Genomic DNA, 25,341 nt, shown 5'->3' on the forward strand with positions numbered 1-25,341 from the left:
GCTTACACTTCGGCTGATGTCCGCCTCCTTTCAATATAAGCCGCGCTTCACCGACATTCGGGTGAAGCCGCCCAAGCCAGAGGAAGAGGCGGCGAAAGCCGACGTGCTTCACCTGAAGCCGGGCGAAAAGCCTTGCCAGTGGCCCGACTGTCGCCGGGCTGCTGCGGCCAAGGCGCCCAAGTCGCGCGAACGGCTGAACGACTTCTACGAGTTCTGCCAGCCGCACGCCGGCGAGTACAACAAGGGCTGGAACTTCTACGCCGGCATGAGCGAAGGCCAGATCCGCGCCGCCCAGGAAAACGAGGCCATGACCGGCGGGCGCCCGACCTGGGAGATGCAGGCCGGCAAGTTCACACGCGAGGCCGCCGCCTTCGCCGCCAAGATGGGCACCTCGAACACCACTGGCGCCGGCTCATGGCGCGACAGCTTCGGCCTTTTCGGTCGCAAGGGCGATCAGGCGCCGCAGTCCGCGACCGAGGACCGCCGCATCGGCAAGCTGGAACGCGCCGCCTTGGCCGACCTCGATCTGGATCCGGGCGCCGACAAGGCGAAGATCAAGGCTCAGTATCACGAGCTGCTGAAGCGGTTTCACCCCGACACCAACAGCGGCGACCGCAGCGCCGAGGCCAAGCTGCAACGCGTGATCAAGGCGTGGAAGACGCTGAAAAAGGCCGGTCTGGCCTGACGGCCTAGTCGGCGTAGATCATGTTGCGTGTCATGCCGCCGTCCACGGTCAGCACCTGGCCCGTCACGAAACTCGCTTCGGCGAGATAGAGCACAGCACCGGCGATATCCTCGGCGCGGCCGACGCGGCCGACCGGGTGCTGTTCGTGGTCGACAGAACGCAGATCCTCGCCATCCGAAATCCAGCCGGGCGCAATGGCGTTCACGCGAATCCGAGGCCCTTCGCTGATCGCCAGGGCGTGGGTCAGGGCGAACAGCGCGCCCTTGGACGCCGCATAGGCCTCGGTGTGCGGCTCGGACATGAAGGCGCGCGTCGAGATCATGTTCACGATGGCGCCGCCCTCGTTCAGCAGCGGAATGGCCCCGCGGCTCATCAGAAAAGCGCCGGTCAGATGGCTGTCGATGGTGTTGCGCCAGTCCGCCAGCGACAGCTCAGCCAGCGGGCCGTTCACCGGATCGGCGATGCCGCCGTTGTTGACCAGCAGGTCCAGCGACGACCAGCCCAACGTCTCGAACGCCTGATTGACCGAGTCCTCATCACCCAAATCGCAGTCGATGTGACGCGCTTCGCCCTCTCCCGGCTTCAGGTCGAAGGAGGCGACTTCCCATCCGTTGGCCAGCAAGGCCCTACAGACGCCCGTTCCGATCAGGCCTGATCCGCCCGTGACAATCGCTTTTTTCATGGTCGGGAAACCGGCGACAGCCGGCTTGGTTGCGCCGGATCAGGGCTGACCGGCCGCCTGGCTGTTCGCGGCAGCCATCATCGGGCTCGACGGCTCGCGGAAATAGCGATCGATCCCGTCCGCCACCGACTTCATCAGGCGACGGCGCGCGCGCTCGTCGGTCAAAAGCCGCTCGTCCTCGGGATTGGTGATGAAGCCCATTTCCAGCAGCACGGCCGGCACGTCGGGCGCCAGGAGGACAGCCAGACCCGCATCGCGATGGCTGCGGCGCAAGAGAGGATGGTCCGAGCCCTCCAGATGGGTCAGCAAGACGCGCGCGAACTGGGCCGAGCGGTTCTGGGTCGCGCGCTGGGTCATGTCGAGCAGGATGCGATCCACCGACGGATCACGGCCCGGCAGATGCAGCTCGCGATGCCAGTTGTCGCCGCGTGTGAACTCGCGCACGGCGCGGCCGGCGCCCTGCTCCGACAAGGTATAGACGCTGGCCCCGCGCAGCGCCGGATCGGCGCCGGCGTCGGCATGCAAGGAAATGAACAGATCGGCGTCGGCCTGACGCGCGATGGAGACACGGCGATAAAGGTCGACATAGCGGTCGTCGGTCCGCGTCAGGCGCACGCGATAGCGGCCGTTCTTCTCAAGCTCGGCCTTCAAAGCCAGGGCGGCGGCCAACGTAACCTGCTTTTCCTGGGCGCTTGCGCCGCTGGCGCCCGGATCATTGCCGCCATGGCCGGCGTCGATGACAATCAGGGGGCGTTCAGCGCGGCGCGGCGGCGCGCTGGCGCGCGGCGCCGGCGTGGTCGAGGCGCGCGCGGCGGCTCCCGTCGCCTTCAGGTCCACGACATAACGATAATGGCTGACCCCGTCGCCGGGCGGCAGCAGGAAGCGCCGTTCGATCTCGCTGCCGCGCGCCAGTTCTAGCTGAACTCGCGAGGAACCGCCGGACGACGTAACTTCATAAGAGCGCACTAGGCCCGAACCGCCACCGTTTAGACCACGCCCTGGCGCAACACCGCTGAGGGCCAGCACCACCCGGCCTTCGCCGCCCGCGTCGATGACGCGTCCTTGCGCCGTCTTGTCCAGATCGATGACGACGCGTGTCCGATCGCCATCGGCGCCGAAGCGCACCGCCAACACATCGCCCTGCGCGCCCCAGGCGAAACCGCGCGTTGCGGACAGACCGCCCATGCAGATGACCACGAAGGCCAGGGCGGTCATCGCCCACTCCTTCGCGCCCCAGCGCATCAGACCTGTCAAAACGCGACCGCTCATCTGCGTCGGCGAACCCGGTTTAAGCCTACTTGAACCCCATCATGACAGAGGCTCGTATTCAGGGGGTTAAGGCGAGCGCCTTTTAATTCTCCCGTTGCATGACTATGCTGTGACCGCTCGCGAACCGATCGCGCCGATTTCGCCTCTGCGAATCTTGGCGCGCCCTCCTCGCGGCGTTGACTTTCACCAATCCTAGAACCGCCCCGGCCTGGCCGATGGTTCGAAGAGCGGACCAGGGACGCGGCCTTCCCAAGGGATTGGCGCGCCCGGTTCAGGACCGACGACTTAATGGGCCTTTCCGCCTGCGTTCCCCAACGGCTTGATCAAGCCTTCTTCGCCGTTCTCGGCGAGGGGATGTCGCGCGCGCCGGCCCTCACCTTCATTCGGCGAGCCGCCATGACCCTGTCCGGAGATCCGGGACGGTCGGCCTGCGCGCGCCAGAGAGAGACTTTCCATGTCAAAGACAATGCTGATCGATGCGGCGCATCCCGAGGAGACCCGGGTCGCCATCGTGGACGGGCGCAAGATTGAGGAATTCGATTTCGAATCCCGTGCGAAGCGCCAGCTTCGCGGCAACATCTACCTCGCCAAGGTCACCCGCGTAGAGCCCAGCCTGCAGGCCGCCTTCATTGAATACGGCGGCAATCGCCACGGCTTCCTCGCCTTCAACGAAATCCACCCCGACTACTACCAGATCCCCGTCGCCGACCGCGAAGCCATCATGGCCGAGGCGCACGATGATGAGGACGAGGACGATCTCGACCGCGAATCGACCGGCGACGACATCGATCCCGAATCGGCGCTGGCCGACGAAGAGCGGCTGAAGCGCCGCCTTATGCGTCGCTACAAGATTCAGGACGTCATCAAGCGCCGCCAGATCCTGCTGGTCCAGGTCGTCAAGGACGAGCGCGGCGCCAAGGGCGCAGCCCTGACCACCTGGCTGTCGCTGGCCGGCCGCTACTGCGTGCTGATGCCCAACACCGGCAAGGGCGGCGGCATTTCGCGCAAGATCACGAACACCTCTGACCGTCGTCGCCTGAAGAGCGCCGTCTCGGCCCTGGAAGTGCCCAAGGGCATGGGCCTGATCATCCGCACGGCGGGCGCCAAGCGCACCAAGGCCGAGATCAAGCGCGACTATCAATATCTGCTGCGCCTGTGGGAAACGATCCGCGAGACCACCCTCGCCTCTCACGCCCCCTCGGTGATCTACGAGGAAGAGAACCTGGTCCGCCGCGCCGTGCGCGACATGTTCGACAAGGATTTCGACGGCATCCAGGTCGAGGGCGTCGAGGGCTTCAAGGAAGCGCGCGACTTCATGCGCGTGCTGATGCCGGCGCAGGCCAAGAAGGTTCACCTGTATCGCGGCTCGCGGCCCCTGTTCGCGGCCAACGGCATCGAGGAACTGCTGACGCAGATCCATCAGCCGGTCGTGCCGCTGAAGTCCGGCGGCTATCTGGTGATCAACCAGACCGAGGCCCTGGTGGCCATTGACGTCAACTCGGGCCGCGCCACCAAGGAACGCAACGTCGAACAGACGGCGTTCAAGACCAATATGGAAGCGGCCGAGGAAGCCGCCCGCCAACTGCGCCTGCGCGACCTCGCCGGCCTGGTCGTCATCGACTTCATCGACATGGATGAGGGCAAGAACAACCGCGCCGTCGAGCGCGTGCTGAAGGAGGCCCTGTCCTCCGACCGCGCCCGCATCCAGATGGGCCGCATCTCGCCCTTCGGCCTGATGGAAATCAGCCGGCAGCGTCGCCGCCTGGGCGTGATCGAGGGTGCGACCGAAGCCTGCCCGCACTGCCAGGGCACGGGCCGCATCCGCTCGGCCGAATCCGCCGCCCTGATGACCCTGCGCGCGGTCGACATCGAGGCCGGCAAGAACGGCGCGGGCGTCGTGGTGCTGAAGGTCTGCACCGCCGTCGGCCTGTACATCCTGAACCACAAGCGCGCCTATCTGCAGTCGCTGCTTGAACGTCGCGGCCTGAACGTCATCGTCCAGATCGACGACAGCCTGGGTCAGGGCGAACACAATATCGAGCGCACCGAGACCAATGAGGACTTCGTCGCGCCCGAGATCGAGATGCCCAATCTCGACGACGACTTCGACGCCTCGCTGTACGAAGACGAGGATGAGGAGGACGACGAGGAGATCATCGCCGACGACGATGACGACACCGTCGAATCCCTGGACCGCGAAGACAGCGACGACGACGAACCGCGCGAACGTTCGGAACGTCATGAAGGCGGTCGCGATCGCGGTCGTGGGCGCAACCGTCGCCGTCGCGGCGGTCGTCGCGACGAGGAAACCTCCGACGTCGAGGCCGTCGATACGGTCAGCGCCGACGACGCCTCGGACGATGAGGAAGACGAAAACGGCCGCCGCCGTCGCCGTGGCCGCCGTGGCGGTCGCCGCGTCCGCGAGGATGGCGAGCGCGACGTCTACACCTGGGTCCGCGGCCGCACGCCGTCGCTGGACGACCCCTATGTCTGGTTCGACCCGCTGAACCCCGGCCGTTCGGAAGGTCGTCCGGAACGCGGCGAGCGCCCGGAGCGGGCTGAACGTCCCGCTGTCGCTCAGTCCGAGATCGAAGGCCTGGATGTCGTCGCCAATAACGGGGCTGGCGAAGGCTCCGGCGACGAAGGCGGCCGTTCGCGCCGTCGTCGCCGTCGCGGTCGCGGTCGTGGCGACGGTCCCGTCAGCCACGAGATCAAGGTCGAAAACCGCGCCACTAACGAAGGCATGCCGCCCGACGGCTCGCCCGAGACCCCGATGGCCGTCATGGTCGAGCCGACCGAGGCCGTCGAAACGTCTGCCCCGGCCATCGCGCCCGAGCCTCAGCGTCGCCGCGTGCGCCGCAAGTCGGCCAGCGCCAACGTCGAGATCGCGACCGAACCGCATCCCGACACCGCCATCGAGCCGAACGAGGCCACGGTCCAAGGCGCGCCGGTGGAGCTGGACGTGACCCCGCATGAGGCGCTGGCCGCCGAACCGGCCGAGGTCGCCCCGGTCGCCGCGCCGACGGCGGTTCCAGTGACCGAGGCCGTCCTGGCCGAGCCCTTCGTCGCCCCCACGCCGGAGATCGACGTTCAGGCCATCATCGCCGAAGACCCGAACCAGATCGTCGCACCGCCCGAAAAGCCCAAGCGCGGGTGGTGGCGCCGCTGATCGGTCACGATTAGACTGTCTGGATACAGGCGGGGGCCGGTCGTTGTTGGAGTAGAGCCATGAGATGGCTTCCTCGATCTGCATCCCGCGTCCTGGCGGCGGCGGCGACGGCCTTGATGGCTGTTTCCGTCGCCGGCCAGGCCTCCGCGCAAAGCCTGATCCGCGACACCGAGGTCGAGGGCATCGTGCGCGAATGGGCCGACCCGGTCTTCGTGGCCATGGGGCTGAACCCGAACGACATCGAAGTCCTGCTGGTCAACGACAACGACCTGAACGCCTTTGCGACACGCGGGCGGATCATGGGCGTCAACACCGGCCTGATCCTGCGCACCAAGACGCCCGGCGAACTGCTGGGGGTGATGGCGCACGAGGCGGGCCACATCAAAAACCGCCACACCCTGCGAGACGGGGCCGAGAACGCCGGCAAACAGCCGATGTTCATGACCATGGCGCTCGGCGCCCTGGCGATCGCCGCCGGCGCGCCGGACGCAGGCGTGGCCCTGCTCGGCTCCAGCCAGTATTTCGGCGCTCTTGGCGCGCTGCATTACATGCAGAGCCAGGAAGGCGAGGCCGACATCTCGGGCGCGCGGGCGCTGGAGGCGGCCGGTGAATCCGGCGCCGGACTGGTGTCCTTCTTCGAGAACTTCCGCTCGCAGGAGGTCTTCTCCGACGCCCGCCGCTATCCCTATTTCCGCAGCCACCCCCTGTCGTCGAACCGCATCGAGAGCCTGCGTCGCTATGTGCAGGAACAGCCGCACTACGACCATCGCGACAGTCCCGAACGTATGGCGCAGCACGCGCTGATCCTGGCCAAGATCCACGCCTTCATGGATGCGCCGAACGCCACCCTGCGCGACTATCCATCGACCGACACCTCCCTGCCCGGCCGCTATGCGCGGGCCATCGCCTGGTATCGCGACGGCCAGACGGACAAGGCGCTGACGGCGGTGGACGCGCTGATCGCCGGCGACGTGAACAACCCCTATTTCCAGGAACTGAAGGGCCAGATCCTGTTCGAGGAAGGTCGCCCGGCCGAGGCCGTCGCCGCCCACCGCGAGGCGGTCCGCCTGAAGCCCGACGCCCCCCTGCTACGCGTCAACCTGGCCCACGCCCTGATCGAGACCAACGACAAGGCCAATCTGGACGAGGCCATCGACCAGCTGAAACACGCCGTCGTCGCCGAGAAGGACAACACCATGGCTTGGCGACTGTTGGCCCAGGCCTACGCCTCTCAGGGCAAGGAGGGCGAAGCGCGCCTGGCCTCGGCCGAATACTATTTCGCCGGCGGAGACGAGAAACAGGCCACCCAATTCGCCCTGCGCGCCCGCTCCATGCTGGATCCCGGTTCGATAGAATGGCGCCGCGCCGTCGATATCGTCCTGGCCTCGGGCGCCACGCCCGACGATCTCAACGACCTGGACCGCCGCGACGCCGCGCGCCGGCCCGCCACCCTCAACTGACCCTTACCGCCGACTGCGAGCCTGAATGACCGACGACGCCCCCACGCCTGCGCCCGAACCCAAGACCGCCAAGCCAGGATGGCTCAGCGGCGGCCGCGCCGGCTATCTGGCCCTGGGCCTGTCGGTCATCGCGCTGGGCTTTTCGGCGGCGCCCTATCTGACCGGCGGATCGAACGTCCGCGCCTATCTGCTGGAGCATCCTGAGGTCTTGCAGGAGGCGCAGATGGCGCTCCAGACCAAGGACGCCGAGGCCGCCGTCGAAGAGACGAACCAGGCCGCCGCCGCCAACGCCGGCCTCCTGGCGCCCGACGCCCGCGATCCGGCCTTCGGTCCGGCGAACGCCAAGGTCACGGTGATCGAATTCTTTGACTTCCGCTGCCCCGGCTGCAAGGCCGTGGCCCACGACTATCGCGCCCTGATGGCCGCCCATCCGGAAGTCCGCTTCGTCTTCAAGGACTGGCCCATCCTGGACCGCGGCGACGACATCACCTCGCAATACGCCGCCCGCGCCGCCCTGGCCGCGCACCAGCAGGGCAAGTATCTGGAGGTCTATGACGCCCTGATGACCGAGCGGGCGCTGTCGATCGAAGCGATCGACGCCATCCTGGCCGCGCATGGCGTGGACATGGCCCGCGCCAAGGCCGCGATCGCCGCGCCTGACACCACCCGCCACATCGCCGACATCCACACCACCGCCGCCGCCCTGCGTCTGCGCGGCACGCCGACCTTCTTCGTCAACGGCAAGGCCAGCCCCGGCATCGACCCGGCCGAGATCGGCAAACTGATCGAAGCAGCGAAGCGCTGATCAATCTGCGGCCGAGGCGCTATGCCTCGGCCAAACTCATCTGTCCGCCGATCCATTCGACGCCGGCGTGGCGCAGGGCGTCATTGGCCGCGGTCTCGTCGCCCAGCGCCTGTTCGGCGCGGTAGAGGACGTAGTAGCTGTACGGGTCGTTCGGCCAATCCTTCAGCAGCTCGCCGATCTTGGCCTTGGCCCCGGCCGCATCGCCGGACGCCAGCATGGCGGCGGCCAGGCTTCGGCGCGTCGGGTACCAGATCATCGGCGGATCGCCGCCCTCGGGCGCCATGGCCTGGATCGCCGCCGCCCGCCCATAGGCGGCGATGGCGGCGGGATAGTCCTGATCGATCATGGCCGCGCGGCCTTTCAGCACCTTCTGGAACAGTTCGGCGAAACCGGTCTGACGATCCGCCATCGGGCCCTTGAACGCCTTGTCCGCCAGCAGGGCGGCGATGGCTTGGGCCTCGATCCGAACCGCCGCCGCATCGCCGCGCCGCGCCGCCGCCTCACCCCGCGCATAGCGCCAGCCTACCCGCATCAGCGGACGGCCCACGTCCGGCTCGGCCAGCGCCGCGACCTGGGCGTCCGATCCGAACCGGCCGTAAAGCGCATAGGCGTCCGCCGCCATCACCTGACGATAGACGATATAGCCGTCCTCGCCCGCCTCGGGCGGTCCCGCCAGCTGCGGATAGGTCGCCATATACCAGTCGGCCAGCTCCAGCCCCCGCTCGGCTCCGCCCGCCATCAGGGCGCCGCCCATGCCGAAATGGATGTTGTGGGCATGCAGCCGCATGCCGCGTATCCCCCCGGGCGGGCCGACCAGTTGGTCGTAGCTCTTGTCCAGCGCCACGGCGTTGACGTTGGACATCATCGCGTCCTTGTAGCGCCCGACCCGATAGAAGGTGTGCGACGGCATATGCACCAGATGGCTGGCCCCCGGCGCCAGCAGGGCCAGCCGCTCGCCATAGGCCAGCGCCCTGTGCGGATCGTCCGACCATTCGGTCAGGTGGATGTACAGGTGAATGGCGCCCGGATCGTTCGCCTTGACCGTCAGGGCGTGCTCCAGGATCGCCATGGCGCGGGTGACGGCCGGATCGGTCGCCTTGCCGTCCTTGTCCCACCATTCGCCCTCGGGCTGGAGCATCCAGGCGTCGGCGGTGATCGAGGCGACCGATACGTCGTCGGCATGACGCTTTGCGATCCGGTCCATGGCGCGGGCGTAACGCAGGGCGCGGGTCTTCTCCTTGCCGGAATAGCGCTGGATCAGGGCGTCGATCATCTGGCGCTGCATCGGCGTAGCGTCTCGGGCCAGACGCCGCGCGTCACGGGCGACGCGCAGGCCTGTGGCGATCGATTCGGGATCGCCGCCGCCGCCATTCAGGTTCGGCCCGATCGCCCAAGCCTCGCCCCAGGCGCACATGCCGCACGACGGGTCCAACTGCCTCGCCTTCCTGAACGCCCGCACCGATTCCGAATGCTCGAACGCCCAGCGCAGCCGCACGCCATGGTCGAACCAGGCCTGGGCCTCGGGGTTCTGCGTATCAACCGCGAAGCCCTCGTCGCCGAAGCCCGGGGCCATGACCATGTCGCGTGTCGGCTGGACATCGCCGACGGCGCCGACCCGGCCGCAGACCTGCGGATTGGTGATCAGGGCCAGGGTCGCCGCCGTCGCCGTGGCGTCGGCGACCGCCACGGGCGCAATCAGACAGGCGACCGAAACCGTCGCGACCCACAGACTCTTGCGCATCTTCGCCCCTCTTCCTCTGGCGACCAGTGTGCGCTCAAATCGTCGGCTCGCCAATCACCCCATCAGGGCATGGTGACGGGCAAGGTGTCTTGCGCCCGCCCGTCGCCGGCCGGCGTCGCGATCCCGAGCATTCGCGCCAGGAAGGGCTGCACATCGACGCTGTCCAGATCGGTCAGCCGACGCCCGGCGACCACACCCGGCCCGTGGGCGATGAAGATCGCCGCCATCTCCGGCGCCTGATTGTCATAACCGTGGGCGCCGCCCACCCGTGTCACGGGCCGATCCCGCGTCGCCGTCAACCAGCCAGTCTCGACCAGACAGACGATCTGCGCCACGCGTGGGTTGGATCCATAGACCAGCCGCGCCGGCACATCGGCCTTGTTCCAGCATTCCATATGCGGATGGCGTCCGACCAGCTTCTGCTGCACCTCGGCCTCGCGGCCCGGCGCCGGATCGGCGGTCAGGACCGCTCCGCCATAGCCGATCTTCAGCGCAGCCGGATCGATGATGTCGTCGATCCACACGACCCGATCCGGCGAGGTCGCGGCCATGCCGTGATCCGACACCACGACCAGCATCGTGCGATCATAAAGCCCCCTCGCCTTCAGCCCCTCGATCAACCGTGCCATCGAGGCGTCCACCGATGCGGCGGCGGCGCGCGTCTCGGCTGAATCGGGGCCGTTGCGATGACCGGCGGTGTCGACGATGTCGAAATAGAGCGTCTCCAGCTTCGGTCGCTGATCCAACGGCAGGTCCAGCCACGACAGCAGACGATCCACGCGCGCATCGCCCGGCATTCCCTGGTCGAACGGCGCCCACTGGCTGGGCCTTACGCCGTGGATTTCGACCTCCGATCCCGGCCAGAACATGGTGCCGGTGCGCACGCCGGCCTTTTCGGCCGTGACCCAGATAGGCTCGCCCTGATCCCAGAAGCCGCTTTCCTTGCTGGCCATGGTGAAGGCGCCCAATTGCGCGTCGGTGAACCGGTTGCCGACCACCCCGTGATGGTCCGGGTGCAGTCCCGTCACCAGCGTATAGTGGTTGGGGAAGGTCATGCTGGGGAACGACGGCCGCATCGACCCGAACGCGCCGCCGGCGACCAGTCCATCCAGCACCGGCGTCTGCCCCTTGCCCAGATAGTCCGGCGAGAAGCCGTCGATCGACACCAGGATGACCAGATCGGGACGGGTCGTCTGCGCGGCCTGCTCGACAATCGGAGATGTAAGGGCGGACTGCGGGGCCCCGGCGCAGGACGCGACGGCGAAGGCGGCGGCCACGGCCAGGCTGGCGGCGACGAAACGAGACATGAACTTACTCCAAGGCGACACTGAACCATTGCCTAAACTTAATGGACGACAGCCACGCGACGGCTTGTGCGACCGGCGTTCACTCGCCAAGCTTGGCGTATGGAAACCGTCATCGACATTCGCGGCCTGACCAAGACCTACGGGACGGTAAAGGCCTTGGACGGCCTGACCTTGTCGATCCCGCGCGGCGGGGTCTACGGCATTCTGGGTCCCAATGGTGCGGGCAAATCGACGCTGTTTCGCACCCTGTTGGGTCTGATTCGTCCGACCGAGGGCGTGGCCACGGTGATGGGCGGTCGGATCGGCGATCCGGCCTCGATGCGGCGCATGGGCTCGATGATCGAGACGCCGCGCTTTCCGCCGTTCATGACCGCCCGCCAGGTGCTGGAATGGCTGGCCCGCGCCCATGGCGGCGTGTCCTCGGCCGAGATCGCTGACTGGCTGCAACGCGTCGGACTGACCGAGGCCGCCAATCGGCGCGTGAAGGGCTTTTCGGTCGGTATGCTGCAACGCCTGGGCGTCGCCGCCGCCCTGATGACCAAGCCGGATCTGGTCATTCTGGATGAACCGACAAGCGGCATGGATCCGCCCGGCATCCAGGAGATGCGCGCCCTGATCCGCAGCCTGGCCGACCATGACGGCGTCACCGTCATCCTGGCCAGCCACCAGCTGCAGGAGGTCCAGCGCGTCTGCGACCGCGTCGCCATCTTCAACAAGGGCAAGGTGATCACCGAGGGCCGCGTCTCCGACCTGACCGCCTCGGGCGAGCGTCTGCGCCTGTCGGTTACGCCGTTGGCGAAGGCCATGTCCGTGCTGGGCGAGCGCGCGACGCTGGAGGGCGATGCACTTGTGGCCGCCGTGCCGCGTAGCGAAGCCGCCGCCGCCATCAAGGCTCTGGTCGAGGGCGGAATCGATATCGAAGAAGCCCGCTGGATCGGCGCGGACCTGGAAGACGTCTTCATGAGCGAAACCGGCTGGACCGGCGTGCAGGAGCAAAACCGTGCTGGCTGACGCGATCCGTTCCGAAACCTACCGCCTGTCCAAGAACCGCACCGCCCTGTTCTGGAGCGTGCTGTTCATCCCGATCATGGGCGTAATCCTCGCCACCCTGGGCTTCGTCGTAGCCAAGGCCAATGAGGCCAAGCTGGCGGGCAAGCTGCCGCCGGACATGATGAAGGGCGGCCCGCTCGATCTGGGAATGGCCCTGGTCAAGAGCGCGGGCGACTTCGCCAATCCCGCGATCCTGATGTTCGTCCTGATCGGTGCGGCGACCATCTACGCCGGCGACTATCGCTGGGAAACCTGGCGGCTGATCAGCGCGCGCAACACCCGGCCGAACCTGCTGACCGGCAAGGTCGCGGTGGTGGGTCTGGTGATCGTGCTGGCGACCATTGCCGCCCTGATCTCCGACGTGATCGCCAGTGTGATCCAGGCGGCGGTGTTCGGCCGCCCCCTCACCTTCTCGATGACCGGCGCAGCCGCGACGGACTTCGGCCTGCTGACCCTGACCTCCTGGGCGCGCATCCTGCAGTTCACCATGCTCGGCCTTCTGGCCGCCGTGGTGACCCGCTCATTGCTTGCGGCCCTGTTCGCACCGCTGGTGATCGGCGTGGCCCAGTTCTTCCTGCCGCAACTGCTGCTGCCGATGGGCGTGAGGCCGGACGGCTGGCTTCTGCCCCTGCTGTCGCCCGGCATGGCCACCGACCTGCTGAAGGCCGCCATCGAGAGCGGCGCATCGGCGGCGCAACTGCCAGACCATGCCGGACTCAAGGGCGTTCTCAGCCTGGCCCTCTGGATTGGCGTCCCCTTCGCCGCCTCCATCGTCTGGTTCAACCGCCAGGATTTGTCCAAGGAATAGGCGGCGAAGGACTGCGCGCGCCTTCCGCAACTAGCCAGTCGCGGAAGGCGTCCACCGCCGCATCCTTGCGGCCTTCCGGCCGCAGAAAGACGAACCGGGACGGCCGCTCGACAAAGCCGAACGGCGCGGCCAACCGACCGGCCATCACGTCTGGCGCCACGAAGGCCCAGGGCGCAATCCCCACGCCCAATCCAGCGATCGCCGCCTCCACCAGCGAATGATTGTGCGCGAATTCTCGCTCCATCGTCGCAGGCGGCAGGGTCACGCCGGCCAGTTCAGCCCAGACCGACCACGCCCGCCGAAAGGTCGCCGAATGCAGCCGCGGCGCGCTGGCTAAGGCTTCTATCGTTGGCAGCTGAGCCACCATGGATGGCGATCCGACCGGTCCCTGATGTTGAGCCAAGAAGGGCGTCGCTTCGGTTCGCACATGGACCTGGTCAGGCTCCACGATGCGGATGGCGCCGTCGAAGCGGTCGCGCCGATAATCGACAGGCGCATAGGATTCCGAAACCCTAACGCGCACGTCAGGATGCACCTCCAGAAAGGACGGCAAGCGCGGGATCAGCCATTTCAAGGCGAAGGTGCCCAGACAGGAAATCTCGATCTCCCGCGCCACGCCCTGCCGCGCGGCCTCTACCGCATCCTTGATCGCACTAAACGCTGGCGTCAGGCCCTCGGCCAGCTTTGCGCCAGTCTCGGTCAGCGTCAGCGCGTGGCGTGGCCCGGTCACCAGAGCCACGCCCAGTGAGGCCTGCAGGGCCGCGATCTGACGGCTCACCGCGCCGTGGGTGACACACAATTCGGTCGCTGCACGGGTCATGCTGCCGTGCCGCGCGAACACCTCGAAGGTTCGCAGCGCATTCAGCGGCGGCGGCGCGCGACCTGACATGTGACCTCTCCTCACAGACCGTCACCCGCTTAATCGATTTCGCCGTCGTCGCCTATCGGCTTCAAGCTTGACGATGCCGCTTCCGAACCCACCGCCCAAACCACCCCGCCGCTCGCTTCAGGATCAGATCGCCTACGGCCTGTGCATTCTCCTCATATGGAGCATGGCGATCGCCGCGCTCTGGGACGGCTAAAGGCGTTTCTCCATGAAGACGTCCGCGCGCGCATAGGGCGTGGGCCGTGGCGGCAGATGCAGGAAGCCGGCGCTTTCATACAGAGCGATCGCGGGCTTGAGGGCGCTATTGGTTTCGAGATAGAGCCGGGCGGTGCCCATTTCCCGCGCCGCCGCTTCGCAGGCCTCGAGCAGGCGTCGCGCCAGCCCCAGGCCGCGCGCAGCAGGCGTGACGGTCATCTTGCAGACCTCCACCGCGTCGTCGGACGGGACCATGGCGCAACAGCCCACGGCCTCCCCATCCCTCTCCACGATGAAGACGCGCCCGCCCTTGTCTAGGAATACGCCCTGCGGATCGTCGATCGCCAGCCGATCCTTGGCCTCGATGGCGAACTCGCCCTCGACTAGCCAGGCGGTGTTCAATTGCGCCCAGGCGGAGGCGTGATCGGGACGGAAATCGACGATGGCGACGGTCATTCACCCCTCATGTCCAGTTTCCACGCAAAGCAAAAGGGCGGTCGGATCGCTCCGACCGCCCTTCCGGCGTTTGGTCAAACGACCAAATCTTAGTCTTCGTCGTTGCCTTCGAAGGCCAGAACCGGACCGGAGTCCTTGCCCTTGGCTTCGACGTCGCGGTCGACGAACTCGATGACGGCCATCGGGGCGTTGTCGCCGTGGCGGAAGCCGGCCTTCATGATGCGGATATAGCCGCCGTTACGCTCGCTGTAGCGCGGGCCAAGCGTCTCGAACAACTTGCCGACTTGCGGCACGTCGCGAACCTGGCTGATGGCCTGACGACGCGCGTGCAGGTCGCCCTTCTTGGCGAGGGTGACCAGCTTCTCGACGAAGGGACGCAGTTCCTTCGCCTTGGGCAGGGTCGTGGTGATCTGCTCGTGCTTGATCAGCGAGGCGGCCATGTTGGCGAACATGGCGGTGCGGTGGCTGCTCGTGCGACCGAGTTTACGATGGGCGGCGCCGTGGCGCATCTGGGTCTCTCCTACTCCGGAACCGGTATCCTCAAGCGGACCTGGAACCGTAATCTTCTAACCGCCCCGACATTCTCCCGAAGGAGACGGGCGGAGGGTTGAACTTAGATCTGGTCGTCGAACTTCTTGGCCAGATCTTCGATGTTTTCGGGCGGCCAGTTCGGCACGTCCATGCCGAGGCTGAGGCCCATCGTCGTGAGAACTTCCTTGATCTCGTTCAACGACTTGCGGCCGAAGTTCGGGGTGCGAAGCATTTCGCCCTCGGTCTTCTGGATCAGGTCGCCGATGTAGACGATGTTGTCATTCTTCAAGCAGTTGGCCGAACGAACCGACAGTTCCAGCTCGTCCACCTTCTTCAGCAGCGCCGGGTTGAAGGGCAGGTCCGGCTTGCCGTCCGACTGCTCGACAGCCTTCTTGGGCTCTTCGAAGGTGATGAAGATCTGGAGCTGATCCTGCAGGATGCGCGCGGCGTAGGCCACGGCGTCAACCGGCGTGACCGCACCGTTGGTTTCGACTTCCAGCAGCAGCTTGTCGTAGTCCAGCGACTGACCCTGACGGGTCGGCTCGACGCGGTAAGCCACCTTCTTGACCGGCGAATACAGGGCGTCGACGGCGATCAGGCCGATCGGCGCATCTTCCGGACGGTTCAACTCGGCGGCGACATAGCCCTTGCCGTTCTGGACGGTCAGTTCCATGCGCACCGATGCACCGTCGTCCAGCGTGCAGATGACGTGGTCGGAGTTCAGAACCTCGATGTCCGCCGGCACGTCGATCTGGCCGGCCGTCACCGGACCGGGGCCCGTGGCGCGCAGGGTCATGCGCTTGGGGCCTTCGGCATGCATACGCAGCGCCAGTTGCTTGATGTTCAGGACGATGTCGACCACGTCTTCGCGCACGCCTTCCAGCGACGAGAATTCATGAACGACGCCGTCGATCTGGATGGCCGTGACGGCTGCGCCTTGCAGCGAGGACAGCAGAACGCGACGGAGCGCGTTGCCGAGCGTCACGCCGAAGCCACGCTCGAGGGGTTCGGCCACCAGGCGCGCCTTGCGCTGGGCGTCGGAACCGATCTCGATCTGCGGCTTCTCGGGACGGATCAGCTCTTGCCAGTTTCTTTCGATCATTTTGTCCCTCGAACGGGTTTCGCCTGCTCCGGCCTTGTCGACGAGGCCATGATGGAGCGGACGGAGATTGGGGGTGCCTTAGAACGCTATCGCTTAGACGCGACGACGCTTGGGCGGACGGCAACCATTGTGCGGCATCGGCGTGACGTCGCGGATCGTCGTGATCGTCAGACCGACCGACTGCAGCGCGCGCAGGGCCGATTCACGGCCGGAGCCCGGACCCGAAACGTTCACTTCCAGCGTCTTCACGCCGTGTTCCTGGGCCTTCTTGCCTGCGTCTTCCGCAGCCATCTGAGCGGCGTAAGGGGTCGATTTACGCGAACCCTTGAAGCCCATGTGACCCGCCGAAGACCATGAGATCGCGTTGCCCTGGGCATCGGTGATCGTGATCATGGTGTTGTTGAACGAAGCATTCACGTGGGCGACGCCCGAGGTGATGTTCTTGCGCTCGCGCTTCTTTACGCGACCCGGTTCCTTGGCCATGTGTCTGTCTTACTTCTTCTTGCCGGCGATCGGCTTGGCGGGACCCTTGCGGGTGCGGGCGTTCGTGTGGGTGCGCTGGCCGCGGACCGGCAGCCCCTTACGGTGACGCAGGCCGCGATAGCAGGCCAGATCCATCAGACGCTTGATGTTCATCGACGTCTCGCGGCGCAGGTCGCCCTCGACGGTGTGATCCTTGTCGATCGTTTCACGGATCGACAGGACTTCGGCGTCCGTCAACTGGTTCACCCGGCGAGCGGGCTCGATGCCCACCTTCTCGGTGATGTCCTTGGCGGCGGCGGGGCCGATGCCATGGATATACTGAAGCGCGATCTCTACGCGCTTGTTGGTCGGGATGTTGACGCCAGCAATACGGGCCACGAAATTCTCCAGATACGCGTTAGTCAGACGCAACAAACGCTCCGGTTAACAAACCAGGAGCGTGGCGCCCTTCGCGGGAAGGCGCCCTTATACAGATGATTCACCGGGCGTCAACATCCGCTCCCGCGCGGAGCCGCTTCAGCGTGGTGGGCGGCCGAAATCGACGCCGACGGTGACCCGCTGGCCCTCGACGGGGCGACCGTCTTCGGTAGGGGGCTGAAAGCGGAAATAGCCCGACACTTGCAGGCCGGCCGCGCCGAAGCCCAGGCCGGGGGGCGTCTCTTGAACGACGCGGCAACCGTCCAGCCGGCTGTCCAGGCGAATGACGCAGGACAGTTCGACCCGGCCATACCGGCTTCGGGCGCCCGGCGGGTGGTTGGCGCGAATCTGGCCGATGGTGGGGCCTGTGACCAGACGCGGTCCGGTCGAGCCGCTGCCGGGGCCGGATCCAGAGCCGACGCCGGATCCGCTGCCTGTCCCCTGCCCGCCCTGGCCGAAGCCGGGTTGCGGCGACGGCGACGGTGCGATCCCGACGACGGGCGCAGGCTCCGGCGCCTTGACAGGCGGGGCGGGAACTTCGCGGGGGCGTTCCTTGGGCGGAGGCGGCGGCGTGTGAATGACGGATGGCGCAGCGGGGGCGCCGCCGCCGGTCTCGGGCGCCGGGGGTTCGTTGGAAATCGGCGGCGGCGGATCGTAGAGCACGACCTCGAACGGCTGCGGCTCGACCACGGGCGTCGGCGCCGCCCCCCTCACCTGTCCCAGCCACAGGAACAAGCCGATTTCCGCGACGGCGACGCCGACGAATATGCCCGCCATGCGCCAGCGACGCAGGCGGGTCTTTTCGGGTTTGGGATCGTCCAACTCGGTCATCAGGCGATCAACGCCCGAAAACGCAAATCAGGCCAGGGCCTCGTCGATCGCCTTGGCGACGGACTCAATCGAGCCCATGCCGTCGGCTTCGGTCAGCTTGCCCTGGGCTTCATAGTAGGGAAGCAGAGGCGCAGTGTTGCGGTTGTAGGCCTCGAGCCGGACCTTGAACGATTCCGGATTGTCGTCCGGCCGGCCCTGTTCGGCGAAGCGCTTGGCGATCCGTTCGGTCAGGGCGGCGTCGTCAACCTTCAGGCGCACGACGGCGTCGATCTGAACACCGCGCTTGGCCAGCATCTCGTCCAGCGCCTCAGCCTGGGCCACGGTGCGAGGGAAGCCGTCAAAGATGGCGCCGCCGGCGGCCTCGGCCTCCGGCAGGCGATCCTCGATCAGGGCGATGACGATCTCGTCCGTGACCAGATCGCCGCGCGCCAGCACATCCTTGACCTTGAGCCCCAGCTCCGAGCCCGAGGCGATGGCCGCGCGCAACATGTCGCCGGTGGAGAGCTGGACCATGCCCTTCTCTTCCACCAGCCGCTTGGCCTGGGTGCCCTTGCCCGCCGCCGGCGGTCCGAACAGGATCAAGTTCATGCTTCAGCCCTCCCCTGGGCGTCTGACAACCTAAGACTTAGCGGCGAACGGGCGTGGGAGCGCCGCGACCGCCACGACCACGCAGCTTGGCCTTCTTGATCAGGCCTTCGTACTGATGCGCCAGCAGTTGGGACTGAATCTGGGCCACAGTGTCCATGGTGACCGAGACGACGATCAAGATAGACGTTCCGCCAAAGTACAGGCTGTTGCCGAACTGGCTGACGATGAACTCCGGCAGCAGGCAGACTGCGGTGATGTAGGCGGCGCCGATCACGGTCAGGCGGGTCAGGACATAGTCCAGATATTCCGCCGTGCGTTTGCCCGGACGGATGCCCGGCAGGAAGCCGCCGTATTTGCGCAGGTTCTCGGCCGTGTCCTCGGGATTGAAGGTGATCGAGGTGTAGAAGAAGCAGAAGAAGACGATCAGGGCGGCATACAGCGCCATAAACAGCGGCTGGCCGTGCGTCAGCTGCGCCGTCACCAGCGGCAGCCAGCTCATCCAGCTGGGCAGGTCGGCGTTAGCCGTCATGGTCGCAACCGTCGTCGGCAGCATCAGCAGCGATGAGGCGAAGATCGGTGGGATCACGCCGGCGGTGTTGACCTTCAGCGGCAGGAACGAACGTTCGCCGCCGGCCATGCGATTGCCTTCCTGGCGCTTCGGATACTGGATCAGAAGACGGCGCTGGGCGCGCTCCATGAAGACGATGAAGACCACGGTGGCCACAGCCAGGATGGCGATGAACAGCAGGGCGAAGGCCGACATCTGACCTTGTTGGGCCAGGCCCAGCAGCCGGGCGATGGTCGACGGCAGAACGGCCACGATCCCGGCGAAGATGATCAGCGAGATGCCGTTGCCGACGCCGCGCGCCGTCACCTGCTCACCCAGCCACATCAGGAACATGGTGCCGCCGGTCAGGGTCACGACCGTCGAGATGATGAAGAAGATGCCGGGGTTGTCGACCAGGCCGGCCGTGCTGTTCAGGCCCGCCGCGATGCCGAAGGACTGGGCCAGCGCCAGGAACACCGTCAGATAACGGGTGTACTGGTTCAGCTGCTTGCGGCCGCTTTCGCCGCCTTCCTTCTTCAGCTTCTCCCAGGGCGGATACACTGTGCCCATCAGCTGCACGATGATCGAGGCCGAGATGTAGGGCATCACGTTCAGGGCGAAGATGGCCATACGCTCGACCGCGCCGCCCGAGAACATGTTGAACATGTCCAGGATGCCGCGCTGACCGTCCGGGTTCTGGAAGAACTGCAAGAAGGCCTGCGAGTTGATGCCCGGGATCGGCACATAGGTGCCGATGCGATAGACCAGAAGCGCGCCCAGCGTGAACAGCAGGCGTTTATGCAGTTCGGTCGCTTTCGCGAACGAGCCCATATTCATATTGGCGGCGAGTTGTTCTGCGGCCGAAGCCATTATGCGTCCCCACGACTGATTGAGTCGTCAGATAGGCGGAAAGCGGCCCTCATGCGAGGGCCGCTTCCGTTCTTTCGTCGTCGCAGATGTAATCAGGTCACGACCTAATCGCCGCGACGACGCGTGACTTAAGCTTTGGCGGCGGTGCGCTTGGTGCGGGCCGAGATCTTGTTCTCGTCGCCGCGCGGCGCCTTGGGAGCCGGAGCCTTGCCCTTGGCGGCGTTGCGCTTCTCGACGCGCGCGGCGGCCTTGGCTTCGGCTTCGATGCGTTGCTCGACGACCGAGCCGCCAGCGGCCTCGATGGCCTTCTTGGCGCCGGCGGTGGCCGACCAGACGACTAGGTTCAGCGCTTGCTTCAGCTCGCCGGTGCCCAGCAGACGCACGCCGTCCTTGACGCGACGGATCACGCCGGCGGCGACCAGGGCGTCGCCCTTCAGTTCGGACTTGGCGTCCAGCTTGCCGGCGTCGACGGCGTCTTGCAGGCGCCACAGGTTCACTTCAGCCAGCTTCAGAGCATTGGCGTTGTTGAAGCCGCGCTTCGGCATACGCATGTACAGCGGCATTTGGCCGCCTTCGAAGCCGCCGATGGCGACGCCCGAACGCGACTTCTGACCCTTGACGCCACGGCCAGCGGTCTTGCCCTTGCCCGAACCGGGGCCACGGCCGACGCGCATGCGCTTCTTGTGGGCGCCTTCGTTGTCGCGGATTTCGTTCAGTTTCATGTGCCTGATCCTTTCGGGTGCTAGCGCCCGGACATCGTCCGGACTCGGCTTGGAAAAAATGAAGGGCCGCTGATAGGCGACCCTCTGGGTATTCGCAAGTGCAGAAACGCCCTCCCCCGGGTTCGGGAGAGGGCGAAACGGCTTACTTCTCGACGATCGCGGTCAAGTGGGCGACCTTGGCGATCATCCCGCGAACCGAAGGCGTGTCTTCCAGCGTGGATTCACGACCCAGGCGGTTCAGACCCAGGCCCACCAGGGTGGCGCGCTGGTCGTTCTTGCGGCGGATCGGCGAGCCGGTCTGCTTGACGGTGACGGTTTTCTTCTCAGCCATGACTTAGGACTCCACGGCTTCGGGCGCCGAGGCGCCGTCGTTGCGGCGGCCCATCAGATCCGCGACCTTCTTGCCGCGCTTGGACGCGACTTGACGGGGCGAGGACTGGACCTTCAGCGCTTCGAACGTCGCGCGGATCATGTTGTAGGGGTTCGACGAACCGGTCGACTTGCCCACGACGTCCTGGACGCCGAGGGTTTCGAGCACAGCGCGCATCGGACCGCCCGCGATGACGCCGGTCCCGGGAGGGGCGGCGCGCATCATGATCTTGCCAGCGCCCCAACGGCCGTTGCCGTCGTGGTGCAGAGTGCGGTTCTCGCGCAGCGGAACGCGGATCATCGTCTTCTTGGCTTCTTCGGTCGCCTTGCGGATGGCTTCCGGCACTTCGCGCGCCTTGCCGTGACCGAAGCCGACGCGACCCTTGCCGTCGCCGACGACCATCAGGGCTGCGAAGCTGAAGCGACGGCCGCCTTTGACGGTGGCGGCGACGCGGTTGATGTGCACCAGCTTCTCGACGATGTCGGAATCCGGACCATCAGCAGCGGGACCGTTGCGGTTGTCACGACGGTTGCGATCGTTGCCGCCGCCGCCGCGTTGGGGTTGTTGCGCCATCTGTCGCGTCCCTTAGAAGTTCAGGCCGGCTTCACGCGCGGCTTCCGCCAGCGCCTTCACCCGTCCATGATAGATGTACTCGCCACGGTCGAAGACGACGTCCTTGACGCCCTTCTCGATGGCGCGTTCGGCGATCAGCTTGCCGATCGCGGCGGCCGCAGCCGTGTCCGAACCGCGCCTGCCCTTGCCGCCTTCCAGCGACGAGGCAGCCACGACGGTCACGCCCTGGGCGTCGTCGATGATCTGGGCCGAGATGTTCTTGTCCGAACGGTAGACCGACAGACGCAGACGACCGTTGGCGACAGCCTTCAGGCGGCGACGCGTGCGCTCCGAGCGGCGCTTGGCTTGTTGTCGAAGAGAAAGAGCCATGACTTACTTCTTCTTGCCTTCCTTGCGACGGACCTTCTCGCCCGCATAACGGACGCCCTTGCCCTTGTAGGGCTCCGGCGGACGCAGCTTGCGGATGACCGAGGCGATCTGACCGACGGCTTGCTTGTCAGCGCCCGAGATCTTGATCTCGGTCTGCTTCGGCACAGCGAAGCTGACGCCGGCCGGCGGAGCGATATCGACTTCGTGCGAGAAGCCGAGTTGCAGCGAAAGGGCGTCGCCCTTCATCGCGGCGCGGTAACCCACGCCGACCAGCTCCAGCGACTTTTCAAAGCCCGTGGTGACGCCGACGACCATGTTGTCGACCAGGGTGCGCGACAGACCCCACATCGCGCGAGCGCGAGGCGTGTCCGAACGCGGCGTCAGCGACAGTTCGTCGCCTTCCTGCTTGACTTCGATCTCGTCGGCGACGGTCCAGGCGCTCTCGCCCTTGGGTCCCTTGACGGTGACGTTCTGGCCGTCGAGCGTGACAGTCACGCCCTTCGGCACGGCGATGGTTTTCTTGCCAATACGGGACATATCAGTAGACCCTGCAGAGGACTTCGCCGCCGACGTTAGCGTCGCGGGCGGAAGCGTCGGACATGACGCCCTTCGAAGTCGAGAGGATCGAGATGCCGAGGCCGTTCTTGACGGGCTTCAGATCGCCGATCGCCGAATAGACGCGGCGGCCCGGCTTGGACACGCGCGCGATCTCGGCGATAACGGGCTGACCGTCGAAGTACTTCAGCTCGATCTCGAACTGCGGAAACTCACCTGGGTTCTGAACCAGGTTGTAGCCGCGGATGTAGCCTTCGTCCTGCAGCACGTCGAGGACGCGCTGGCGCAGACGGGAAGCCGGGGTCAGCACCTTGGAACGCTTGCGGGTCGCCGCGTTCTTGATGCGAGCGATCATGTCGCTCAGGGGATCGTTGATCATCATGTCTGTTCGCTCCCCTTACCAGCTGGACTTCGTCAGGCCGGGAATCTGGCCCAGGTTGCCCAGTTCACGCAGCGCAATCCGGCTCATCTTGAGCTTGCGGTAGAACGCCCGCGGACGACCCGTCACTTCGCAGCGGTTGCGAATGCGGCTCGGCGCGGAGTTGCGCGGCAGTTCGGCCAGCTTCAGGCGCGCGTCGAAGCGCTCCTCCAGCGGCAGGTTTTCGTCGTTGGCGGTCGCCTTGAGGGCGGCCCGCTTCGCGGCATACTTCGCAACCAGGGCCTTGACGGCTTCATTGCGGTTTACGGCGCTTTTCTTAGCCATTGTGCTCTTCCCTTCCCGCTCAGTTCTTCACGAACGGGAACTTGAACTCGGTGAGGAGAGCCTTGGCTTCCTCATCGGTCTTGGCCGTGGTGCAGACGACAATGTCCATGCCCCACATCTGATCGATCTGGTCGTAGTTGATCTCCGGGAACACGATGTGCTCCTTCAGACCCGTGGCGTAGTTGCCGCGACCATCGAAGGACGTGCCCTTCAGACCACGGAAATCCTTCACGCGCGGCAGCGCGATCGTGATGAACCGGTCCAGGAACTCGTACATCTGGTCGCCGCGCAGGGTGACCTTGCCGCCGATGACCATGCCTTCGCGCAGCTTGAAGCCGGCGATGGAGTTACGGGCCTTGGTGGCGACGGCCTTTTGACCGGCGATGGCGGTCAGATCCTTGAGGGCGGTGTTCGCCTTCTTGGAGTCTGCGACGGCTTCGCCGATGCCCATGTTCAGGACGATCTTGTCCAGCTTGGGCACCTGCATTTCGTTCGTGTAGCCGAACTTTTCTTTCATCACCTGGCGGATGCGAGCGTGATACTCGTCCTTGAGGCGCGGGGTGTACTTCTCGGTAGCCATCAGATGACGTCTCCCGTCGTCTTGGCGATGCGGACCTTCGTGTCCCCATCGATCTTGAAGCCGACGCGGGTCGCCTTGCCGTTGGCGTCGGCGATCGCGACGTTCGACAGGTGAAGCGAGGCTTCCTTGTTCTTGATGCCGCCCTGCGGGTCAGCCTGGCTCGGGCGCGTGTGGCGCTGAACCATGTTGACGCCTTCGACGAGGACGCGGTTTTCGGTGGGCAGGACCTTCAGCACGTTGCCCGTGCGGCCCTTGTCCTTGCCGGTGAGGACGACGACGCGGTCGCCCTTCTTGATCTTGGCGGCCATGTTACAGGACCTCCGGAGCCAGCGAGATGATCTTCATGTGGTTCTTGGCGCGCAGTTCGCGAGGAACCGGGCCGAAGATCCGCGTGCCGACTGGCTCGTTCTGCTTGTTGACGATGACGGCGGCCGACTTGTCAAAGCGGATGACCGAGCCGTCCTTGCGTTGGATGTCCTTAGCGGTGCGCACGACGATGGCGCGAACGACGTCGCCCTTCTTCACACGGCCGCGCGGGATGGCTTCCTTCACGGAGGCGACGATTGTGTCGCCGATCGAGGCGTAGCGGCGCTTGGAGCCGCCCAACACCTTGATGCACATGACCCGGCGGGCGCCCGAATTATCGGCCACTTCCAGGTTAGTTTGCATCTGGATCATAAGATCAGATCCTTCTGATTACGAGGCGGAGGCGTTGGAAAGGACTTCCCAGCGCTTCAGTTTGGACTTGGGGGCGCACTCGACGATGCGAGCGATGTCGCCGACCTTGAGCGCGTTGGCTTCGTCGTGCGCGTGGTACTTCTTGGACGACCGGACGGTCTTCTTCAGAAGCGGATGAAGCAGGGTGCGCTCCACCTTCACAACGACAGTCTTCTCGCCCTTGTCGGACACGACCACGCCTTCAAGAATTCGCTTGGGCATATTCGTTTCCTTACGAGGCCGCACGCTTCTCGCGCAGAAGCGTCGAGATGCGAGCGATGTCTTTGCGGACTTCACCAACGCGGTGAGTCTTTTCCATTTGGCCGGTGGCCGCCTGGAAGCGCAGGTTGAACTGTTCCTTCTTGAGCTTCAGCAGCTCGTCGGACAGTTGGTCGGTCGTTTGCGACCGCAGATCGGCGATCTTGGTCATTAGGCGGCAGCCTCCACATGCGCGACGCCGGCGTCGATACGGGTCACGACCTTGGTGCGGACCGGCAGCTTGGCGGCGCCGAGACGGAGTGCTTCGCGGGCGACATCGTCCGGCACGCCGTCGATTTCAAACAGGATACGGCCGGGGTGGCAGCGCGCGGCCCAGTGGTCCACGGCGCCCTTGCCCTTACCCATCCGGACTTCGGCCGGCTTGCCCGTGACGGGCAGGTCGGGGAAGACGCGGATCCAGACGCGGCCCTGACGCTTCATCTGGCGAGTGATCGCGCGGCGAGCCGCTTCGATCTGACGCGCGGTGATGCGTTCCGGCTCCAGCGTCTTCAGGCCATACGACCCGAAGTTCAGCGAGAAACCGCCCTTGGCCGAGCCATGGATCCGGCCCTTGAAGGCCTTGCGGTATTTGGTCTTCTTCGGTTGCAACAT

32 protein-coding genes are annotated in these 25,341 nt (G+C 65.9%); 6 read left to right on the forward strand and 26 right to left on the reverse strand.

Annotated features, from left to right (window positions below):
* Positions 1-16 precede the first annotated feature (16 nt).
* Complete coding sequence (locus BVE01S_RS08970) at positions 17-685, forward strand: J domain-containing protein (protein WP_017506027.1); 669 nt, start codon at positions 17-19, stop codon at positions 683-685.
* Between the two features lie 4 nt (positions 686-689).
* On the opposite strand, the gene BVE01S_RS08975 is transcribed toward BVE01S_RS08970, so the two are convergent.
* Entirely contained in the window at positions 690-1,367 is a 678-nt protein-coding gene (locus BVE01S_RS08975; protein WP_066626664.1) for an SDR family oxidoreductase, read from the reverse strand.
* Between the two features lie 39 nt (positions 1,368-1,406).
* Positions 1,407-2,582, reverse strand: a complete 1,176-nt coding sequence (locus BVE01S_RS08980) for an N-acetylmuramoyl-L-alanine amidase family protein (RefSeq protein WP_205678504.1) — start codon at positions 2,580-2,582, stop codon at positions 1,407-1,409.
* Between the two features lie 508 nt (positions 2,583-3,090).
* On the opposite strand from BVE01S_RS08980, the gene BVE01S_RS08985 reads away from it, so the two are divergent.
* From BVE01S_RS08985 to BVE01S_RS08995, 3 genes are read left to right on the forward strand one after another with little or no spacing between them, the layout of a single operon-like run.
* A complete protein-coding gene (locus BVE01S_RS08985; protein WP_066626666.1) occupies positions 3,091-5,805 on the forward strand; it encodes an Rne/Rng family ribonuclease in 2,715 nt (904 codons plus the stop codon).
* A gap of 59 nt (positions 5,806-5,864) precedes the next feature.
* Positions 5,865-7,265 (forward strand): M48 family metalloprotease, encoded by a 1,401-nt coding sequence (locus BVE01S_RS08990; RefSeq protein WP_039247642.1) that lies wholly within the window; start codon positions 5,865-5,867, stop codon positions 7,263-7,265.
* A 25-nt stretch (positions 7,266-7,290) separates the two neighbouring features.
* The gene (locus tag BVE01S_RS08995) at positions 7,291-8,070 is read left to right on the forward strand and encodes a DsbA family protein (RefSeq protein WP_052689612.1); all 780 of its coding nucleotides are present in this window, start codon (positions 7,291-7,293) and stop codon (positions 8,068-8,070) included.
* A gap of 19 nt (positions 8,071-8,089) precedes the next feature.
* Here BVE01S_RS08995 and BVE01S_RS09000 read toward each other — a convergent pair whose 3' ends face one another.
* Both BVE01S_RS09000 and BVE01S_RS09005 read right to left on the reverse strand, forming a co-directional pair.
* Positions 8,090-9,811 (reverse strand): hypothetical protein, encoded by a 1,722-nt coding sequence (locus BVE01S_RS09000; protein ID WP_066626667.1) that lies wholly within the window; start codon positions 9,809-9,811, stop codon positions 8,090-8,092.
* A 62-nt stretch (positions 9,812-9,873) separates the two neighbouring features.
* A complete protein-coding gene (locus tag BVE01S_RS09005) occupies positions 9,874-11,118 on the reverse strand; it encodes an alkaline phosphatase family protein (RefSeq protein WP_066626668.1) in 1,245 nt (414 codons plus the stop codon).
* 99 nt (positions 11,119-11,217) lie between these two features.
* On the opposite strand from BVE01S_RS09005, the gene BVE01S_RS09010 reads away from it, so the two are divergent.
* Positions 11,218-12,129, forward strand: coding sequence for an ABC transporter ATP-binding protein (locus BVE01S_RS09010; protein WP_066626669.1), 912 nt, complete (start codon positions 11,218-11,220; stop codon positions 12,127-12,129).
* Positions 12,119-12,976: an ABC transporter permease subunit gene (locus tag BVE01S_RS09015; RefSeq protein ID WP_066626671.1), complete on the forward strand. Its 858-nt coding sequence runs from the start codon at positions 12,119-12,121 to the stop codon at positions 12,974-12,976. Before BVE01S_RS09010 ends, BVE01S_RS09015 begins: the two co-directional genes overlap by 11 nt.
* Here the strand turns inward: BVE01S_RS09015 and BVE01S_RS09020 are convergent.
* From BVE01S_RS09020 to rplP, 22 genes are all read right to left on the reverse strand, one after another.
* On the reverse strand, positions 12,948-13,865 hold the full coding sequence (locus BVE01S_RS09020) for a LysR substrate-binding domain-containing protein (RefSeq protein ID WP_066626673.1): 918 nt from the start codon (positions 13,863-13,865) through the stop codon (positions 12,948-12,950). The two genes, BVE01S_RS09015 and BVE01S_RS09020, sit on opposite strands and share 29 nt — an antisense overlap.
* 189 nt (positions 13,866-14,054) lie before the next feature.
* Positions 14,055-14,513, reverse strand: coding sequence for a GNAT family N-acetyltransferase (locus BVE01S_RS09025; protein WP_066626675.1), 459 nt, complete (start codon positions 14,511-14,513; stop codon positions 14,055-14,057).
* Positions 14,514-14,602: 89 nt separating this feature from the next.
* Complete coding sequence (rplQ, locus tag BVE01S_RS09030) at positions 14,603-15,022, reverse strand: 50S ribosomal protein L17 (protein ID WP_055804627.1); 420 nt, start codon at positions 15,020-15,022, stop codon at positions 14,603-14,605.
* Between the two features lie 104 nt (positions 15,023-15,126).
* On the reverse strand, positions 15,127-16,146 hold the full coding sequence (locus tag BVE01S_RS09035; protein ID WP_066626677.1) for a DNA-directed RNA polymerase subunit alpha: 1,020 nt from the start codon (positions 16,144-16,146) through the stop codon (positions 15,127-15,129).
* Between the two features lie 93 nt (positions 16,147-16,239).
* Entirely contained in the window at positions 16,240-16,629 is a 390-nt protein-coding gene (gene rpsK / locus BVE01S_RS09040) for a 30S ribosomal protein S11 (RefSeq protein WP_013268944.1), read from the reverse strand.
* 9 nt (positions 16,630-16,638) lie between these two features.
* Positions 16,639-17,007 carry a 30S ribosomal protein S13 gene (rpsM, locus tag BVE01S_RS09045; protein WP_026108555.1) on the reverse strand — a complete coding sequence of 123 codons (369 nt, stop codon included), beginning with the start codon at positions 17,005-17,007 and terminating at the stop codon, positions 16,639-16,641.
* Between the two features lie 138 nt (positions 17,008-17,145).
* On the reverse strand, positions 17,146-17,877 hold the full coding sequence (locus BVE01S_RS09050) for an energy transducer TonB (protein ID WP_066626679.1): 732 nt from the start codon (positions 17,875-17,877) through the stop codon (positions 17,146-17,148).
* Positions 17,878-17,904: 27 nt separating this feature from the next.
* Positions 17,905-18,465 (reverse strand): adenylate kinase, encoded by a 561-nt coding sequence (locus BVE01S_RS09055; protein ID WP_055804620.1) that lies wholly within the window; start codon positions 18,463-18,465, stop codon positions 17,905-17,907.
* Between the two features lie 37 nt (positions 18,466-18,502).
* Entirely contained in the window at positions 18,503-19,882 is a 1,380-nt protein-coding gene (secY, locus tag BVE01S_RS09060) for a preprotein translocase subunit SecY (RefSeq protein ID WP_017506043.1), read from the reverse strand.
* A gap of 128 nt (positions 19,883-20,010) precedes the next feature.
* Positions 20,011-20,604: a 50S ribosomal protein L15 gene (rplO, locus tag BVE01S_RS09065; protein WP_055804617.1), complete on the reverse strand. Its 594-nt coding sequence runs from the start codon at positions 20,602-20,604 to the stop codon at positions 20,011-20,013.
* 142 nt (positions 20,605-20,746) lie between these two features.
* The gene (rpmD, locus tag BVE01S_RS09070; RefSeq protein ID WP_066626681.1) at positions 20,747-20,935 is read right to left on the reverse strand and encodes a 50S ribosomal protein L30; all 189 of its coding nucleotides are present in this window, start codon (positions 20,933-20,935) and stop codon (positions 20,747-20,749) included.
* A gap of 3 nt (positions 20,936-20,938) precedes the next feature.
* On the reverse strand, positions 20,939-21,547 hold the full coding sequence (gene rpsE, locus BVE01S_RS09075; protein WP_055753395.1) for a 30S ribosomal protein S5: 609 nt from the start codon (positions 21,545-21,547) through the stop codon (positions 20,939-20,941).
* Positions 21,548-21,559: 12 nt separating this feature from the next.
* Positions 21,560-21,916, reverse strand: coding sequence for a 50S ribosomal protein L18 (gene rplR, locus BVE01S_RS09080; protein WP_066626683.1), 357 nt, complete (start codon positions 21,914-21,916; stop codon positions 21,560-21,562).
* Positions 21,917-21,919: 3 nt separating this feature from the next.
* Positions 21,920-22,453 (reverse strand): 50S ribosomal protein L6, encoded by a 534-nt coding sequence (rplF, locus tag BVE01S_RS09085; RefSeq protein ID WP_055753394.1) that lies wholly within the window; start codon positions 22,451-22,453, stop codon positions 21,920-21,922.
* A 1-nt stretch (position 22,454) separates the two neighbouring features.
* The gene (rpsH, locus tag BVE01S_RS09090; protein ID WP_008262310.1) at positions 22,455-22,853 is read right to left on the reverse strand and encodes a 30S ribosomal protein S8; all 399 of its coding nucleotides are present in this window, start codon (positions 22,851-22,853) and stop codon (positions 22,455-22,457) included.
* A 15-nt stretch (positions 22,854-22,868) separates the two neighbouring features.
* Complete coding sequence (rpsN, locus tag BVE01S_RS09095) at positions 22,869-23,174, reverse strand: 30S ribosomal protein S14 (protein WP_055753393.1); 306 nt, start codon at positions 23,172-23,174, stop codon at positions 22,869-22,871.
* Between the two features lie 19 nt (positions 23,175-23,193).
* Complete coding sequence (gene rplE / locus BVE01S_RS09100; protein ID WP_017506049.1) at positions 23,194-23,754, reverse strand: 50S ribosomal protein L5; 561 nt, start codon at positions 23,752-23,754, stop codon at positions 23,194-23,196.
* On the reverse strand, positions 23,754-24,062 hold the full coding sequence (gene rplX, locus BVE01S_RS09105; protein WP_008263379.1) for a 50S ribosomal protein L24: 309 nt from the start codon (positions 24,060-24,062) through the stop codon (positions 23,754-23,756). Before rplX ends, rplE begins: the two co-directional genes overlap by 1 nt.
* A gap of 1 nt (position 24,063) precedes the next feature.
* Complete coding sequence (rplN, locus tag BVE01S_RS09110; protein ID WP_003164378.1) at positions 24,064-24,432, reverse strand: 50S ribosomal protein L14; 369 nt, start codon at positions 24,430-24,432, stop codon at positions 24,064-24,066.
* Between the two features lie 18 nt (positions 24,433-24,450).
* Positions 24,451-24,693: a 30S ribosomal protein S17 gene (gene rpsQ, locus BVE01S_RS09115; protein ID WP_017506051.1), complete on the reverse strand. Its 243-nt coding sequence runs from the start codon at positions 24,691-24,693 to the stop codon at positions 24,451-24,453.
* A gap of 10 nt (positions 24,694-24,703) precedes the next feature.
* Positions 24,704-24,901 carry a 50S ribosomal protein L29 gene (rpmC, locus tag BVE01S_RS09120; RefSeq protein WP_008263673.1) on the reverse strand — a complete coding sequence of 66 codons (198 nt, stop codon included), beginning with the start codon at positions 24,899-24,901 and terminating at the stop codon, positions 24,704-24,706.
* Complete coding sequence (gene rplP / locus BVE01S_RS09125) at positions 24,901-25,341, reverse strand: 50S ribosomal protein L16 (RefSeq protein WP_017506052.1); 441 nt, start codon at positions 25,339-25,341, stop codon at positions 24,901-24,903. The genes rpmC and rplP overlap by 1 nt, the downstream gene beginning before the upstream one ends.

Origin of the sequence: Brevundimonas vesicularis NBRC 12165, from assembly GCF_001592205.1 — a bacterium.
GTDB classification, from domain to species: domain Bacteria; phylum Pseudomonadota; class Alphaproteobacteria; order Caulobacterales; family Caulobacteraceae; genus Brevundimonas; species Brevundimonas vesicularis.

What these genes read in the sequence shown, in the direction of transcription:
- BVE01S_RS09000 (WP_066626667.1), bottom strand. Translation starts at nt 9,811, where the DNA reads ATGCGCAAGAGTCTGTGGGTCGCGACGGTTTCGGTCGCCTGTCTGATT.
- rplO (WP_055804617.1), bottom strand. Translation starts at nt 20,604, where the DNA reads ATGAAACTGAACGAAATCCGCGACAACGAAGGCGCCCACAAGAAGCGC.
- rpsH (WP_008262310.1), bottom strand. Translation starts at nt 22,853, where the DNA reads ATGATGATCAACGATCCCCTGAGCGACATGATCGCTCGCATCAAGAAC.
- rpsE (WP_055753395.1), bottom strand. Translation starts at nt 21,547, where the DNA reads ATGGCGCAACAACCCCAACGCGGCGGCGGCGGCAACGATCGCAACCGT.
- secY (WP_017506043.1), bottom strand. Translation starts at nt 19,882, where the DNA reads ATGGCTTCGGCCGCAGAACAACTCGCCGCCAATATGAATATGGGCTCG.
- rpsQ (WP_017506051.1), bottom strand. Translation starts at nt 24,693, where the DNA reads ATGCCCAAGCGAATTCTTGAAGGCGTGGTCGTGTCCGACAAGGGCGAG.
- BVE01S_RS08980 (WP_205678504.1), bottom strand. Translation starts at nt 2,582, where the DNA reads ATGACCGCCCTGGCCTTCGTGGTCATCTGCATGGGCGGTCTGTCCGCA.
- BVE01S_RS08995 (WP_052689612.1), top strand. Translation starts at nt 7,291, where the DNA reads ATGACCGACGACGCCCCCACGCCTGCGCCCGAACCCAAGACCGCCAAG.
- rplX (WP_008263379.1), bottom strand. Translation starts at nt 24,062, where the DNA reads ATGGCCGCCAAGATCAAGAAGGGCGACCGCGTCGTCGTCCTCACCGGC.
- BVE01S_RS08990 (WP_039247642.1), top strand. Translation starts at nt 5,865, where the DNA reads ATGAGATGGCTTCCTCGATCTGCATCCCGCGTCCTGGCGGCGGCGGCG.
- rpsK (WP_013268944.1), bottom strand. Translation starts at nt 16,629, where the DNA reads ATGGCCAAGGAACCGGGTCGCGTAAAGAAGCGCGAGCGCAAGAACATC.
- BVE01S_RS09055 (WP_055804620.1), bottom strand. Translation starts at nt 18,465, where the DNA reads ATGAACTTGATCCTGTTCGGACCGCCGGCGGCGGGCAAGGGCACCCAG.
- rplQ (WP_055804627.1), bottom strand. Translation starts at nt 15,022, where the DNA reads ATGCGCCACGGCGCCGCCCATCGTAAACTCGGTCGCACGAGCAGCCAC.
- BVE01S_RS09035 (WP_066626677.1), bottom strand. Translation starts at nt 16,146, where the DNA reads ATGATCGAAAGAAACTGGCAAGAGCTGATCCGTCCCGAGAAGCCGCAG.
- BVE01S_RS09020 (WP_066626673.1), bottom strand. Translation starts at nt 13,865, where the DNA reads ATGTCAGGTCGCGCGCCGCCGCCGCTGAATGCGCTGCGAACCTTCGAG.
- rpmC (WP_008263673.1), bottom strand. Translation starts at nt 24,901, where the DNA reads ATGACCAAGATCGCCGATCTGCGGTCGCAAACGACCGACCAACTGTCC.
- BVE01S_RS09050 (WP_066626679.1), bottom strand. Translation starts at nt 17,877, where the DNA reads ATGACCGAGTTGGACGATCCCAAACCCGAAAAGACCCGCCTGCGTCGC.
- BVE01S_RS08985 (WP_066626666.1), top strand. Translation starts at nt 3,091, where the DNA reads ATGTCAAAGACAATGCTGATCGATGCGGCGCATCCCGAGGAGACCCGG.
- BVE01S_RS08970 (WP_017506027.1), top strand. Translation starts at nt 17, where the DNA reads ATGTCCGCCTCCTTTCAATATAAGCCGCGCTTCACCGACATTCGGGTG.
- rpmD (WP_066626681.1), bottom strand. Translation starts at nt 20,935, where the DNA reads ATGGCTGAGAAGAAAACCGTCACCGTCAAGCAGACCGGCTCGCCGATC.
- rplR (WP_066626683.1), bottom strand. Translation starts at nt 21,916, where the DNA reads ATGGCTCTTTCTCTTCGACAACAAGCCAAGCGCCGCTCGGAGCGCACG.
- BVE01S_RS09005 (WP_066626668.1), bottom strand. Translation starts at nt 11,118, where the DNA reads ATGTCTCGTTTCGTCGCCGCCAGCCTGGCCGTGGCCGCCGCCTTCGCC.
- rplE (WP_017506049.1), bottom strand. Translation starts at nt 23,754, where the DNA reads ATGGCTACCGAGAAGTACACCCCGCGCCTCAAGGACGAGTATCACGCT.
- BVE01S_RS08975 (WP_066626664.1), bottom strand. Translation starts at nt 1,367, where the DNA reads ATGAAAAAAGCGATTGTCACGGGCGGATCAGGCCTGATCGGAACGGGC.
- rplF (WP_055753394.1), bottom strand. Translation starts at nt 22,453, where the DNA reads ATGTCCCGTATTGGCAAGAAAACCATCGCCGTGCCGAAGGGCGTGACT.
- BVE01S_RS09025 (WP_066626675.1), bottom strand. Translation starts at nt 14,513, where the DNA reads ATGACCGTCGCCATCGTCGATTTCCGTCCCGATCACGCCTCCGCCTGG.
- BVE01S_RS09010 (WP_066626669.1), top strand. Translation starts at nt 11,218, where the DNA reads ATGGAAACCGTCATCGACATTCGCGGCCTGACCAAGACCTACGGGACG.
- rplN (WP_003164378.1), bottom strand. Translation starts at nt 24,432, where the DNA reads ATGATCCAGATGCAAACTAACCTGGAAGTGGCCGATAATTCGGGCGCC.
- rplP (WP_017506052.1), bottom strand. Translation starts at nt 25,341, where the DNA reads ATGTTGCAACCGAAGAAGACCAAATACCGCAAGGCCTTCAAGGGCCGG.
- rpsN (WP_055753393.1), bottom strand. Translation starts at nt 23,174, where the DNA reads ATGGCTAAGAAAAGCGCCGTAAACCGCAATGAAGCCGTCAAGGCCCTG.